At 43.5% G+C, this 13,941-nt stretch carries 18 protein-coding genes and 1 pseudogene; 15 read left to right on the top strand and 4 right to left on the bottom strand.

The genetic code is table 11. From position 1 onward, the window contains the following. Nucleotides 1-125, bottom strand: a pseudogene (locus tag CIK96_RS13485) (IS982 family transposase); the annotation flags it as partial. 177 nt (nucleotides 126-302) lie between these two features. Between CIK96_RS13485 and CIK96_RS07170 the strand changes: the two are divergent. The 13 genes from CIK96_RS07170 to CIK96_RS07105 all read left to right on the top strand — a co-directional run bounded on the left by CIK96_RS07170 (nucleotide 303) and on the right by CIK96_RS07105 (nucleotide 7,858). Continuing rightward, nucleotides 303-905, top strand: coding sequence for a YqiA/YcfP family alpha/beta fold hydrolase (locus tag CIK96_RS07170; RefSeq protein WP_094440161.1), 603 nt, complete (start codon nucleotides 303-305; stop codon nucleotides 903-905). Between the two features lie 27 nt (nucleotides 906-932). Then, nucleotides 933-1,232, top strand: coding sequence for a thioredoxin (gene trxA / locus CIK96_RS07165; protein WP_022121765.1), 300 nt, complete (start codon nucleotides 933-935; stop codon nucleotides 1,230-1,232). A 4-nt stretch (nucleotides 1,233-1,236) separates the two neighbouring features. Then, complete coding sequence (locus tag CIK96_RS07160) at nucleotides 1,237-1,533, top strand: nitrous oxide-stimulated promoter family protein (protein ID WP_094440160.1); 297 nt, start codon at nucleotides 1,237-1,239, stop codon at nucleotides 1,531-1,533. A 16-nt stretch (nucleotides 1,534-1,549) separates the two neighbouring features. Further along, on the top strand, nucleotides 1,550-2,185 hold the full coding sequence (locus CIK96_RS07155) for an HAD-IA family hydrolase (protein ID WP_158214846.1): 636 nt from the start codon (nucleotides 1,550-1,552) through the stop codon (nucleotides 2,183-2,185). Between the two features lie 4 nt (nucleotides 2,186-2,189). After that, entirely contained in the window at nucleotides 2,190-2,567 is a 378-nt protein-coding gene (locus tag CIK96_RS07150; protein WP_094391580.1) for a YccF domain-containing protein, read from the top strand. Nucleotides 2,568-2,591: 24 nt separating this feature from the next. Continuing rightward, nucleotides 2,592-2,870 (top strand): DUF1294 domain-containing protein, encoded by a 279-nt coding sequence (locus CIK96_RS07145; RefSeq protein WP_094434515.1) that lies wholly within the window; start codon nucleotides 2,592-2,594, stop codon nucleotides 2,868-2,870. 29 nt (nucleotides 2,871-2,899) lie between these two features. Next, a complete protein-coding gene (locus CIK96_RS07140; protein WP_094440162.1) occupies nucleotides 2,900-3,103 on the top strand; it encodes a hypothetical protein in 204 nt (67 codons plus the stop codon). A 175-nt stretch (nucleotides 3,104-3,278) separates the two neighbouring features. Then, nucleotides 3,279-3,905, top strand: a complete 627-nt coding sequence (locus CIK96_RS07135) for a hypothetical protein (RefSeq protein WP_094440158.1) — start codon at nucleotides 3,279-3,281, stop codon at nucleotides 3,903-3,905. Then, the gene (locus tag CIK96_RS07130; RefSeq protein ID WP_094440157.1) at nucleotides 3,902-4,732 is read left to right on the top strand and encodes a nucleotidyl transferase AbiEii/AbiGii toxin family protein; all 831 of its coding nucleotides are present in this window, start codon (nucleotides 3,902-3,904) and stop codon (nucleotides 4,730-4,732) included. Before CIK96_RS07135 ends, CIK96_RS07130 begins: the two co-directional genes overlap by 4 nt. 167 nt (nucleotides 4,733-4,899) lie before the next feature. Next, on the top strand, nucleotides 4,900-5,415 hold the full coding sequence (locus tag CIK96_RS07120; RefSeq protein WP_094440156.1) for a pyridoxamine 5'-phosphate oxidase family protein: 516 nt from the start codon (nucleotides 4,900-4,902) through the stop codon (nucleotides 5,413-5,415). A 91-nt stretch (nucleotides 5,416-5,506) separates the two neighbouring features. Next, the gene (locus CIK96_RS07115) at nucleotides 5,507-6,397 is read left to right on the top strand and encodes an AraC family transcriptional regulator (RefSeq protein ID WP_094440155.1); all 891 of its coding nucleotides are present in this window, start codon (nucleotides 5,507-5,509) and stop codon (nucleotides 6,395-6,397) included. 82 nt (nucleotides 6,398-6,479) lie between these two features. Continuing rightward, the gene (locus CIK96_RS07110; RefSeq protein ID WP_094440154.1) at nucleotides 6,480-7,022 is read left to right on the top strand and encodes a flavodoxin family protein; all 543 of its coding nucleotides are present in this window, start codon (nucleotides 6,480-6,482) and stop codon (nucleotides 7,020-7,022) included. A gap of 20 nt (nucleotides 7,023-7,042) precedes the next feature. Then, nucleotides 7,043-7,858 (top strand): carboxymuconolactone decarboxylase family protein, encoded by an 816-nt coding sequence (locus CIK96_RS07105; RefSeq protein ID WP_094440153.1) that lies wholly within the window; start codon nucleotides 7,043-7,045, stop codon nucleotides 7,856-7,858. A gap of 335 nt (nucleotides 7,859-8,193) precedes the next feature. Here CIK96_RS07105 and CIK96_RS07100 read toward each other — a convergent pair whose 3' ends face one another. Further along, nucleotides 8,194-9,486 (bottom strand): ATP-binding protein, encoded by a 1,293-nt coding sequence (locus CIK96_RS07100; protein WP_094440152.1) that lies wholly within the window; start codon nucleotides 9,484-9,486, stop codon nucleotides 8,194-8,196. Nucleotides 9,487-10,653: 1,167 nt separating this feature from the next. Between CIK96_RS07100 and CIK96_RS07095 the strand changes: the two genes are divergently transcribed. Beyond that, entirely contained in the window at nucleotides 10,654-11,406 is a 753-nt protein-coding gene (locus CIK96_RS07095) for an EFR1 family ferrodoxin (protein WP_094391588.1), read from the top strand. A 235-nt stretch (nucleotides 11,407-11,641) separates the two neighbouring features. Here CIK96_RS07095 and CIK96_RS07090 read toward each other — a convergent pair whose 3' ends face one another. After that, nucleotides 11,642-12,193 (bottom strand): NUDIX hydrolase, encoded by a 552-nt coding sequence (locus tag CIK96_RS07090; protein ID WP_094391589.1) that lies wholly within the window; start codon nucleotides 12,191-12,193, stop codon nucleotides 11,642-11,644. An 86-nt stretch (nucleotides 12,194-12,279) separates the two neighbouring features. Further along, nucleotides 12,280-13,092, bottom strand: coding sequence for an MBL fold metallo-hydrolase (locus tag CIK96_RS07085; protein WP_094440151.1), 813 nt, complete (start codon nucleotides 13,090-13,092; stop codon nucleotides 12,280-12,282). Nucleotides 13,093-13,285: 193 nt separating this feature from the next. Here CIK96_RS07085 and CIK96_RS07075 point away from each other — a divergent pair, with 193 nt between their 5' ends. Beyond that, the gene (locus CIK96_RS07075; RefSeq protein ID WP_094440149.1) at nucleotides 13,286-13,921 is read left to right on the top strand and encodes a nitroreductase family protein; all 636 of its coding nucleotides are present in this window, start codon (nucleotides 13,286-13,288) and stop codon (nucleotides 13,919-13,921) included. Nucleotides 13,922-13,941: the final 20 nt, after the last annotated feature.

Below are 13,941 nucleotides of genomic sequence, written 5' to 3'. Positions count from 1 at the left end.
GCACGCCGTCTACGCTTCACTCCGCTATTGTCTTCCAGCAAATTTCCTGCATTTTCTGCATCAAAATGTTTGCAAAACTCGTCTATAATACAAAATAATTCTGTAACTTTGCAATCGGTAGTCATATCAAATATTTTTGTAACTAATTGATTTTCACCTATAAAGATACAAAATATTTGTAAGACTACCAGCTTTTTACAAGCTATTTATTATCCCGAACTGGGGTATTATTTTATTTTCTCTCAGATAAATGAACTTGCATTCATTTTGTATTGTCTTCGTTTTGCACTATCTTTGCACACATGAAGAAGATACTTTTTCTACACGGATTCTTCGCCACGGGAAGTTGTCCGATGGCGAGAGCCTTGAAAGAGGCGTTTGAGGGGACGGCGGTGGTGCTGACTCCCGACCTCCCATTGCACCCCAAGGAGGCACTGAAGGAGATTCGCTCCATCATCGACCGGGAACAGCCCGACTTACTTCTGGGCAACAGCTGCGGCTCTTTCCTTGCCCAGATGCTGGCTCCGGTGGTGGGCATTCCTGCCCTGCTTGGCAATCCGTATTTCATGATGACGGAGTTTCTGAAGGAGCGAATCGGAGAGCATGAATACAAGGCGCCGAGAAGAGACGGCAATCAGCGGCTGGTGATTGACGAGGCGTTGATTAAGGAGTTTGCGGAGTTGGAAGCCGTACAGTTTGACCATTGCACCCCATATTATAAGAATCGTGTGTGGGGACTATTTGGTGAACAGGACACCCTGGCTCATTTCGCCCCTCTCTTCCTGGAGCATTACAACCAAACCTTCCATTTTCCAGGCGGTCACACGCCTACAGAGCAGGAGGTAAAGACCTGGTACGCTCCCCTTGCCAAGAAAATGTTGATGAAGTTTTCAGTAAACTTTTAATCGTTTCACGGAGATAGATAAATAATTATGGAGACATTCAATAATGTAATAAACAGTGGCCAGCTTGTTCTGGTCGATTTCTTTGCTACATGGTGCCAACCTTGCAAGGCGATGCACCCCATTCTGGAGCAGGTGAAGAGTGTGTTGGGCGACCGCATCCGAATCATCAAGGTGGATGTAGATAAGTATGGCGTAACAGCAAGCCAATACCGCATCCAATCCGTGCCTACACTGATGCTCTTCCGCAACGGAGAAGTATTGTGGCGCACAAGCGGTGTGGTAGATAAAGCCGAACTGCTGGCTACGCTTGATCCATTCTTAATATAAAAAGATGAAAAGAATAAAGGAAGAGCAGCGAGTTGTGGAGCAGATGATACGTTTGTACTGCAGGAAGAAGGAGGGCAATAATGAATTATGTCCTGGGTGCCAAGAGTTGCTACAGTACGCTACTGCAAGGCTGGAACGCTGTAAGTTTGGCGATAACAAACCAACTTGCAAGAAGTGTACCATCCACTGCTATCGCCCTCAGATGAAAGAACGAATGTGCAAAGTGATGCGCTGGGCGGGACCGAGAATGATTTGGTATCACCCGATAGCTGCCATCAAGCATGTCATAAGAGAATTGTAACAATAAGAAAATGAGCATGAAACAGATAGAAACACTCGTCTTTGATTATGGAAGTGTCATCGTGAATATTGATGATGCCTCTGTTGTAAAAGCCATGGAGAGCCTGGGCGTTACGGCGTTCATGCGACTAATCCATGTCCGCAAGATCAAGAGACTGATGCACCAATATATTAATGGTCTGGTAGCGGAAGCAGAAACTTTGAAAGAGATGCTGAGCCTTTGCCGCAAAGGAACCACAACAGAGGATATTGAAAAAGTACTTGAAGAGCTGTGTGGCAATCTGCCTGTGGAAAGACTGGAGGCATTGGTCAAGCTTCGGAAACGATACAAGGTCTATCTGCTCAGCAACATCAACGACACGCTTTGGCAGAAATCGGTCAGTCTGATGAAGCAACTGGGATATTCCACAGACGAGCTGTTTGATGAAATCTTCCTCTCATACGCCATGCGGAAAGAGAAGCCATCCGTCGAAATCTATGAAGAGATGACGCAGCAGACAGAATTGAATCCTGCCACCACCCTCTATTTCGATGACCGTGCCGAGAATGCCGAAGCAGGCAAGCGTTTTGGTTTTCAGAGCGTACTGGTAAAGACCAATCATCTGGAAGAGCATCAGGAATGGCAAGAAATTAACAAGAATATAAAAGAATAATCTTATGCGCATAATAGGAAACTTACTTTGGTGGCTCTTCGGAGGTCTCGAAGCTGCCATCGGTTATTTTACCGGAAGTCTGGCTCTTGCATGTACCATCATCGGCATTCCCTTTGCGATACAGACATTCAAGATTGGTCTGCTCTGCCTATGGCCTTTTGGTTCTACAGTAAGAGAATCGAATAGTCCAACTGGTTGCATTCGCATTCCGCTGAATTTACTCTGGCTGTTTTTCGGAGGATTGTGGGCTTGCATCATGCATCTGTTCTTCGGCATTCTCTTATGTATAACCATTATCGGCATTCCTTGGGGAAAACAGCATTTCAAGATGGCTGGGCTTTCGCTCGCACCATTCGGCAAGGATGTAGAATTGGGATTTTAAAGAGATAAAAAAGTAGTTGAAAGGATGAATACATTACACAGTTGCCTCGCCTACTATCTCCTTGTCATCAATGCAGTTACATTCATCGTGTACGGCATTGACAAGTATAAGGCTAAAAAGGCCAAGTGGCGCATTCCGGAAGCCACGCTTTTGTTGCTGGCTGTGCTTGGAGGAAGCATTGGGGCATGGATGGGAATGAAAGTCTGGCACCATAAGACGATGCACAAGAAATTCAAATACGGCATTCCTGCTATTCTCCTGATACAGATTGCGCTGATGGCGTATTTCCACATGAATCTTTGAAAACAAATAGTTTGAAGAAAATTATGGCAATGACAATTGATACAACAAACCTCTGTTCGCATCTTCAAAAAAAGTTGTTTGAACCTGAGGGAATATATTATCCTATCTGGCAAGCCATGCAGAATGATGAGGGGTTGACAGCCGTGGTTCGCTCACGACAGCTTCATATTTATCGTAACGCTAAGAAGATTCTCATTCTCGCTGGCAAGGCTCAGGCGAAGATGCAATTCTGATGTGGGCAATGAGAATGCTATGGAACAGGAGCACTATTCAGACTCGGAGTATGTAGCCTGATTTCTGCATCAATGTTTAGCGGTCTAACTAAGCAACTTGTTAAAATAGCCAAAAATAGAACAGAAAAGCAAGTAAAAGTTCGTTTTCTATTCCAAATTTTACTATTTTTGCACCATGATAATGGATTTAGAACATATAGGTAACATACCAGTCAGTACTTCAGCTATAGCTTCATTGTTTACAAACATTGAAGCAGGAAATCAGAAAGTACGCAGTCTTGAGGCGGCTCATAAAATTATCCGACTCAAGAAGGGGCTTTATGTGGTAGCCCCAAATGTGTCTCGTGTTGCTCTATCCACAGAACTGATAGCCAATCATCTTTATGCTCCTTCGTATGTGTCTATGCAGACAGCCTTACGTTATTATGGATTAATACCAGAAGCTGTTTATACTACTCAGTCTATGACACTAAAGCACTCCCGTAGTTTTGATACTCCTGTCGGGCGTTTTGAGTATAAGAACATGTCAAGAGAAGCCTTTTCAATAGGGATTACAAGCATCAATATGCAGAGTTACGCCTTTCTGATGGCAACACCAGAAAAAGCTCTCTGTGACTTAATCGCAAATTCTCCGAAGGTTAATTTACGTTACCTGAAGGATGTAGAGAACTATTTGGAGGAGGACATCCGAATGGAAATAGATGATTTCAGAAATATGGACATAAGTATATTTGAGCGATATGCTCAGGTTGGAAAAAAGTCTAAATCCATAGAAACTCTAATTAAATATTTAAGGAAATGAATACAAACGAGATATTCAATCAAATGCTTTCGAGCTATGCCATAACGACCGAACTGCAAAAGCGCAATGCTATCTTTGAGGTCAACCAGCAGATTATTCTTTCTGGTCTTTACAATGGTGGCTTTTTCAACGAGGCAGCTTTCTATGGTGGAACATGTCTGCGTATATTCCATGGATTGCAGCGTTTCTCTGAGGATATGGATTTTTCCCTGCTTGCTCCGAATGAAAACTTTGATTTTACACATTATTTTCAGCCCATCATTGACCAATTCGCTATGGTGGGTAGAGAGGTTGAGATCAGAAAGAAGGACAAAAAGAACTTTGGCAAAGTGGAGTCTGCCTTTCTGAAAGACAACACAGATGTATATGATATTACATTCCAAACTGAGAAATCTGTTAAGATCAAGATTGAAGTTGATACTCAACCTCCTTTGAAATTCCAAACAGAACAGAAGTTGCTTCTGCTCCCCCAATCTTTCATGACACGATGTTTCACTTTGCCAGCTCTCTTTGCAGGAAAGATGCATGCACTGGTGTATCGTGCCTGGAAGAACAGAGTCAAGGGACGTGATTGGTATGACTTCGAATGGTATGTTCGCCACAATGTTCCTCTTGACTTTACTCACTTGTGCGAAAGAGCCTTACAGTTCAATCACGAAGAGCTTGACAAGGAGACGTTCCTTCAAAAACTGAATGAAAGACTTACCACGGCAGACATGAATCAAATAAAGGCAGACGTGTTGCCTTTTGTCAGGAATCCCAAAGAGTTGGATATTTGGTCGAATGACTATTTTATGGAACTTGCAAAAATGATCAGATTTGAATGAAAGAAGCATTTCGATAACATCTGGGCTGATCATTTCACCGGAAATCCTGCATCAGGAAAGGTCATGGAGAAATGCGGTTTCGTCAATACTGGTATGTTGAATAAATGCAGCCAGCTCGTGGGTGGCGACAAGGATATGGTTAAAGTGTTTAAGTACAAAGAATAACAATGAGAAAGGTATCAAGAGCAATGGATAGTGAGTGGGCTTTGGAAGTAATGCACAAGGCTCCGTATATAACTGTCAGTTTTATTGACGAAGACGGCAAGCCTTATGGTTTACCCCTGTCACTCGCATCAGATGATGATGTGAATTGGTATTTTCATGGTGCCTTGGAAGGCAAGAAGCTGGAGGCAATCAAGGCTCATCCTGAGGTTTGCCTTTCAGCCGTAACCCGTTGTGCGCCTACGGTTGGTCCGAAGGACGGCAGTTTCACCCTGCAATTCAAATCAGCCATTGCATTCGGCAAGGCAGAAATCGTGACAGAGGATGCAGAGAAGATTCATGGCCTCCGACTGATCTGTGAACGTTTCCTTCCTCAACACATGGATGCTTTCGACCAGAGCATCGCCCGTTCCCTATCGCGCACGGCTGTTGTTCGCATCACGCTTACTGAGCCACCAACCGGCAAGCGCAAGCAATATGATAAGGAAGGTGTGGAAATGAAATATGGAAGAATGGAATAAATCTCCGATAATGGTAATATCTTCCGAAAACCAGGTATAAGCTCTTTAGGAGAATGTGCGTATCTTTGCAGAAATTTAAAAGCATAGGATTATGAAGGAATTATTCTTTAATACCATACAGGAGTTTAACGACTTCATAGGGGTGAAAACGCTTCATCCCTTGGTAAGCGTTGTGCGTGTAGAGAATGCCTCTCCTATACAGGAGGCTGTGCATCACTACGGACTTTATGCCCTCTTTCTGAAGGAAAACAAGGGCTGCAAATTGTCATACGGAAGAACAGAATATGATTTTGACGAGATGACCGTCACCTCGTTTGCTCCAGGACAGTCGATTAAGGTAGAACCCATTCCAGGTGTTCCGTTTGCCAAATATACGGTATTGGCTTTCCATCCCGACCTGCTCAACCGCACCCAGCTTGGCAAAAACATCTCCCGATACGAGTTTTTCGACTATACCAGCAACGAAGCATTACACTTATCCACTGCCGAGGTAAACATCTTCCGTGATGTGCTCTCAATGATTAAGCAGGAACTGCAGCATCCTATAGATAAGCATTCGCGCGAACTCATCGTTTCCAACATCGAGTTGCTGCTGAACTATTGTCTGCGCTTCTACGACCGACAGTTTATCACACGCGAGGAAATAAATCATTCGGTGGTCAAGAAATTCATCTCTCTGCTCGATGAATACATTGCCCGTGAAGCGATGCGTGAAGGTCTGCCTACCGTAGCTTACTTTGCCGACAAATGCTGCTATTCGCCTAAATATTTCGGAGAATTAGTCAAGACCGAGACAGGCAGAACTGCAAAGAGTCTGATTAACGACCGACTGCTTTCTGTAGCCCGCCAACTACTTGATGATGAAACCCTCAGCATTACACAAATCAGCCAGCACCTCGGCTTTGAATATTCTCAGCACTTCGTCCGCTTTTTCAAGGCACAGACGGGCAAGACACCAAGCGAGTATCGCAAAACTGCGTAGATATAATGAAGTATGGATAGAATAACTGTTATTCTTAATACATTGAAGAGTTCCTGAAGAAGAATTAAAAAAAAATGATACAATGAAGAAAATAATCGTAATCTCTACCAGTCTGCGTACTGGTTCAAATAGCGACATGCTCGCAGATCAGTTTATCGAAGGTGCCAAGGCTGCAGGTCATGAAGTGGAAAAGATTTCACTTGCAGGAAAAGACATCAAGTTTTGCAAAGGCTGTCTGGCATGTCAGAAGTTGGGCAAGTGTATCATCAAGGATGATGTGAACGACATCATGCAGAAGGTGCTGAATGCCGATGTGGTTTGCTGGGCAACACCTATATATTATTATGAGATGAGCGGACAAATGAAGACCCTCATCGACCGCATGAATGCCATGTTCGCGCTTGACTACAAGTTCCGTGATGTTTACATGCTCACTACGGCAGCCGAAAATGAGCCGGAAGTGCCTAAGCGTGCTGAAGCCGGACTGACAGGCTGGATTGACTGCTATCCAGAGAGCCATCTTGCCGGCACTCTGTTCTGCGGTGGTGTTGACGCTCCACGTACCATTCTAGGCAACAAGAAACTGCAGAAAGCATACGAGTTAGGAAAATCTATCAAGGGATAGAGACTCAACTATTGATTCTTATGAAAAAATATGCAACATTCATCATATTAACGACTATTTCATTTAATATAATGGCACAACAGAAAATAGTACAGACAGCAGGGCGCACCCAGCTGGGTGAGTTTGCCCCGGAGTTCGCCCACCTCAACGACGACATCCTCTTCGGAGAAGTATGGAGCCGCAATGACCTGCTTTCATTGCGCGACCGCAGTTTGGTAACAATCACTTCGCTCATCAGCCAAGGAATCACCGACAACTCGCTGAAATATCACCTGCAGTCGGCAAAAAACAATGGAATTACCCGCACGGAAGCGGCAGAGATTATTACTCACATCGCCTTCTACGCTGGTTGGCCAAAGGCCTGGGCTGCCTTCAATCTGGCAAAGGAGGTATGGAACGAGGACGTGAAAGGAGAAGATGCCAAGGCTGCATTCCAGCGTGAGATGATATTCCCTGTTGGCGAACCCAACACCGCTTACGCCAAATACTTCAAAGGTAATAGTTATCTGGCACAAATATCCGACAGTCAGATACCTTTCTTCAATGTTACCTTTGAGCCTGGTTGCCGTAACAACTGGCACACGCACCACGCCACAAAGGGTGGCGGACAGATGCTGGTAGGCGTAGCCGGACGTGGCTGGTATCAGGAGGAAGGCAAGCCTGTGCAGGAAATCTTTCCCGGCACAGTCATCCATATTCCTGCCAACGTGAAGCATTGGCATGGTGCCGCAAAAGACAGCTGGTTTGCCCACCTCGCCTTTGAAATACCTGGCGAAAACACATCCAACGAATGGCAAGAGGCTGTAAGCGATGAGGAATATAACAAGATAAAATAGCAACTATATGATTTTACAATTATGAAGAAGATAAAGTTAAGCAATGGCGTGGAAATGCCACAATTGGGTTATGGTGTTTATCAGGTGGAACCTGATCCAACCCTACCCTCACCCATATTGGCGAGAAATATGGAAAGACTGCCGCACAGGTAGCCTTGCGCTGGCTGTTGCAGAGCGACGTAATCATCAGCCGTGATGTAATCAGCGACATGCACACCACTGAGTTCCACATGATGCTAACTTCCGATCATTAAGGTCATTAAGGATTTCCGGTTATTCAAGATGTCCCAAGTTGTCCCTCAATGCCCCTCTATCTTATAAATAGGGTCCACTAATTATTCGATTATTACAGATACAGAATATAAAGGATAATTGGCAAGCCAATCCTGCTCTCTATAAGGTGACATAGATAGGCGCACACCTTTTAATCCCTGATTACGTTCCACAAACACCCTCAGACTCTTAGCTTGTAAATTTTCCTCAGCCTTTACTTCTATCGGAATGATTCTTTCCTCATCCTGCACCAGGAAATCAATTTCACCACGTGAATTATCTGCCGACCAATAATAGATTGACAAAGAAGCTTTCTCCTTAAGCTGCTGCAGGACATACTGTTCTGTCAGCGCCCCTTTAAAATCAGAAAACAACACATTTCCTTCCAACAAGCTTTGGATAGGAATATTGCTCATGGCTCCCATCAGTCCCACATCAGACAGAAATAACTTAAAAGCAGAGAAATCTTCGTATGCAGCCAAAGGCAACAGAGCCTTCTTGCAGCGGTTCACCTTATAGATTAACCCTGCATCTTTCAGCCATTCGATGGCGAGCTCAAAATCCTTTGCTCTGGCCCCTTTCTTCACAGCACCATAGATAAATTTCTTGTTTTCCTTGGCGAGCTGGGATGGAATGGATTTCCATACCATTCGGATACGTGGAACTTCTATAGCCGGTGCATGTTTGGAAAAATCACGCTCATACGCTTCAAGGATTCCTTTTTGAATGTTTCTGACTTTAGACAGATTCCCCTCACAGACAAAAGACTGGACTACAGCCGGCATTCCCCCTACCAGATAATACTGTCGCAGACATTCCTCGAATTTATTCCGGAACATGGTTATCATATTCCAATCCTTTTTCATGAGCAGTTCCACCATCCTACTTTCACCGATTGCATCCAAAAATTCAAAGAATGTAAGGGGGTATAAATGCATAAAATCTACCTTACCTACAGGAAAAGAGTCATTCTGATGCATCGCAATTCCGAGCAATGAACCTGCAGCTACGACATGATATTGAGGTGCTTTTTCTGCAAAATACTTTAACGCGGTGATGCCCCTGGGCGCTTCTTGTATCTCATCAAGGATAATAAGCGTATTCTCATCAATAGAAACTCCTGTACTCCATTGTATGCTATTAATAATGCGGGAAATATCAAAGTCATGCGCAAAAACTTCCCGGAGCATTTCATTGTCTTCGAAGTTCACATACGCACTATGGTTATAGGCCTCTTTGGCAAATTCTTGCATCAGCCAGGTTTTGCCAACCTGGCGGGCTCCAAGCATGACCAATGGCTTTCGGTCGTTACTTGCTTTCCATTGATATAGGTAGTCGATGGCTTTTCTCTTCATAACTATCTGATTGCTTGATGATTTCTGAATGCAAAGATACATTTTTTATTTCAAACCACGCCAAAAGTCGTCCTTAAAAATGTATAAAACCACAAAAAGTCATCCTTAAAAGTGTAGAAAACCACAAAAAGTCGTCCTTAAAAGTGTATTTCCAGTGGTCATATCCTAATAGATATTACCTCTACCTTATAGTCTTCTGTCTCTGTCTGCGTCATGTTAAGGACAAAAGTAACAACAAGTACCATTCCCAATCGGAGGGAAGCCAGAAATCAAAATCATGGATCCACGGAGCACACAGAGCACACAGAGCTCACGAATCATCGGAATTACAAACTGCCCTTCCCATCAGGTTAGACAGTTTCCCGTCAAGTCTTCGATAGTTTCTCGCTATTATCTCGTTCGACGTTCGTTGCTCTTTCGTTCGTTTTTCGCTTATTCCTCGTTCGGTCCTCGTTCGGTCTTCGATAGACTAACGAATAACGAACGAGAGACGAACGAGAGACGAACGAGGACCTAACGAGAAGTGAACGAGAAGTGAACGAGAACCGAACGATAACCGGTCGGGTGGCAATCGAGCAATCATGCTCCTTATGTTGCAACCAGTTGGAGGTATTTGGAATAGTACATGTAAACATAAATGAATGATTTTTAGTTGTATGATATATGGTTTTTTGCTAAAGCGCCTTTTTGTTTACGACGCCATCATTTTGGTATTTATAAATGTACAACATCACACCCCCTAAATGCAAATATTCGCCCAATTTTGAGCTGATATTTAATTTTATTTAACTTATTTATAGATTTTTTTATATAAATCACATATCAATTCAAGCTAAACATTTCGGTCAAGAGACAATAGTCAGCCAATATAGTGATATATCTTTTGTGCCTAACGAACCCACATAGGCTTCCAGATTATCTGTAATTAATATTTATCTTCAACATCCATCTTTAGTTATTTTTTAGACAATATTGTAGAAGTTGGCACAGCTGCTCATTTTTTAGATCTTTGTGTCATCAGCAATGTTATTACCTCATCCTTCGTTTTCATAGTGTCACCAGTTATATCATGACCTAAAAAACGATGGAGTTCAAAAGATTTCCATACAAAAGTACCAAAATTAAAAAAATCTATGGTACTTTTGTATCAATAATAGCAAGACGCGAATGGTTTTTTATTTTTCAGGAACAGGAAACAGCAAACATGTGGCACAATGCCTGGCGCATGCCACAAAAGAAAAGTGTGTGTCAATAACAGACTGCATGAGGAATGGCGAATTTTCATTTTCCTTATGCAAGGACGAACGCGTCGGATTTGTCACCCCTGTCTATTTCTGGGGGCTCCCCGACATCGTTGTAAGGTTTCTCAATCTGTTGAATATTACAGACTTGCGACATCACTTCATCTACCATGTGGTTACATTCGGAACTTCCACGGGGCAAGCACATTATATGATGCAACAACTACTGAAACATAAAGGCTTGTGGCTTGATGCAAAGTATAATGTGAGGATGGTGGATGTATGGACTCCCCTATTTGACGTGTCGAATCACGAGAAGTGCATGCGAAAAACGGAAGAAGCAGAAAAGACCATTACCCAAATAACGGAATGGGCTGTGGCTCGCAAGGCAGGCAACTTCGATTACCTGCGCCTTCCCCATTGGTTGGCACGCTGGTATTACCTCACCTACGACAGCCAGCGCAAGACCAAGCATTTCCACGTGATGAAAGACAAGTGTATTGGTTGCAATCAATGTGCGCATCAATGTCCAGAACAAGCCATAACGTGTAAGGACGGTTATCCTGTTTGGACAAAAGAGAAATGCACGCTCTGTCTGAAATGTCTGCACCACTGTCCACAGTTTGCCATACACTATGGTCATCAAACCATAAAACATGGTCAGTTCGTGCATCCATAAAATTGCTCACACAAATCACAGATTTACACTTTTTCCCTCCATGTGCCCACCAGTAAAACGTCAGAAATCACAGAAATTCTGGAGCAGCGAAGACAGAGTGAAAGCTCGGTTTCACGATATTGAGTCGCAAGAGAATAAGCCAAAGGCAAATCACGGAAATCACAGAAATTTTTATTTAGTTGTCTGAAAGCAAGAAATAAAACTTAGCGTGTGATCCGTGTGAGGGTTTGACAGTTTACGTGCGTGTGGCAAAAAACTTCCATAGTGGTGCCAACATCAATGCCTGGCAGAACTGACCAGAACGTAGCATCTCATAGACTTCATCTTTATCGCGAAAGAACACTTCCAAATCTTCCGTGGCATCAAGGTGCGTATCGGAAACGAGTTCTACACCCTCTGCCAAATAGGTATAGCACAGATTATTCATCACACTGGGATTTGGAGCCGTAACAAGGAATTGTGTCCACGTTCCACCACCAAAACCTGTTTCTTCTTGAAGTTCACGTTTTGCTGCATCCATAGGATTTTCCCCTTTTTCTACCACACCTGCAGGAATTTCGGTTGAAACAATCTTCAAACCATGCCGCCATTGCCGCTCCAGAATCATCTTACCATCTTTTGTTATGGCAATAACATTAATCCACGTAGGATATTCTAACGTATAATACTCATCGTATATACGACCATCAGGTAACTCAACCTTTTCCACCTTGGCGGTTAGCCAATTGCGCTTGAACAGATATTTCGTTTCAAGCGTTTTCCATTCCATTTCCTTATCACTTCTCATGATGCGTTATCAGATTTTTTGTTCATGCAATATATCTGTTACAAATTTACTCATTCTTTTCTAAACTTATAGTAAGAAGTCGCCTACTACCAAGTGATGGTATCGCCACCATGAAACTGATGCAACCTATCATTCTGATCTGACAGCATGTCGAAACAATGATCACCCGTACAATGGCCTGTATAGAACGTAACGTTGGAATATGTTTCGCGCAGACTGGCAGAAATGGCTTGCAACTGCGTATCGGTTTCGTAGTGTTGATCCAGATGGGAATCTAAAAGATGGAAGCCACCTATTGCCACGTCAAAAGGTTGTTTTACCGTCTCCAGTATGTTCAACAGTCCATTGTGGGCACAACCTGTGAAGAGCACTCCATCCACCAAGAATACGAGTTCGTGATGGAACGCATCGGCTGTAAGACTATCATCCGAAGTACGGATTAAAAGATTTTTATCGCCCAAGGGTAGTGCGTGGTGTTGCATGATATGGGCATAGACCTGTACGGGCCCCACCATGGTATTGTTATCGACAAAGACAAAACGGTCTTGATACCTATCGAAATCAACATGACTGGTTATGGAATGTTGATAGCGACGCACCGACACATACTCTGCACCAGGAATCTGTGCAGAGAGTATGACCTTAGCTTTGCTGTTGAAGGAAAGAAACGCATTCAGTCCACCTATATGGTCGCTATGACCATGGGAAATCAAGCAGTAGTCGATGTCGGATAAATCGATGTCCAACAGTGCTGCATTGCGGACAAAGAGATCCGATGCCCCTGTGTCGAGTAGAAACTTACCCGATGGGCCCTCCATATAGATAGAGAGTCCATGTTCTGTTTCCAGTCGTGCATCATTGGTACGATTATCGCTCAGTATGACCAATCGGTTATTCATTGTTTTATGTCTTTTATGTGATGGGGAATCTCCACGATAACGCGACCCTCGGTTATCAAGGTGTAAAGGTAGTGCTTTTTTTTAAGAAATGATAAAAATGCCACCTTTTTCATGAATATTTCACAATTATTGGTTATCTTTGTATGATATAAGTTACATTGATACCATTCATTAGGCATAACAGTTAGCAGAAATGAAAATGAAGAAGATTTTATTAGGAATGGCTGTCGCGCTGACGCTGACGGCATGCAACGAGAACAAGCAACAGGTAACGACCGCAACAGATACTGCAAAAACGGTGACCGATGTGATGATGAGTCGCAGAAGTATCCGCGCATACAAAGACTCTGTCATCAATCGTGAGACCCTGAATGAGATTCTGAAATGTGGTATCAATGCCCCAAACGGTCAAAACCTACAGTCGTATGAAATCAGAGTGATTGACTCTCCTGCCCTCATCGACTCTATTACGCAAGCCGTAGTAAAAGACAATCCGAAGATTGCTGAGCGTAAAGGTTTTAAGAACATCTTTGTGAATGCTCCCTGTGTGATCTGCATCGCCAACAATACCGAATACGACATGTCGCAGATAGACTGTGGACTGCTGGGTGAGAATATCATTCTCTCGGCATGGGATAAAGGTATCGGTTCATGCTGTCTGGGAAGTTCTGCACGCTGGATACAGGATTCTCCATCTGCCAAGCCATTCCTTGACCGCATGGCATTCTCCAAGGGTTATCAGCTACTCTACTGTATTGCCTTAGGTTATCCAGCAGAGACTCCAGACGCAAAGCCAAGACGCGATGACATGATCAGATATATGGAATAAGAACCTGATAAGCATTCGGA

This window comes from Prevotella sp. P4-98, assembly GCF_002251405.1.
GTDB lineage: Bacteria > Bacteroidota > Bacteroidia > Bacteroidales > Bacteroidaceae > Prevotella.
This window is presented reverse-complemented; position numbering and strand designations above follow the sequence as displayed.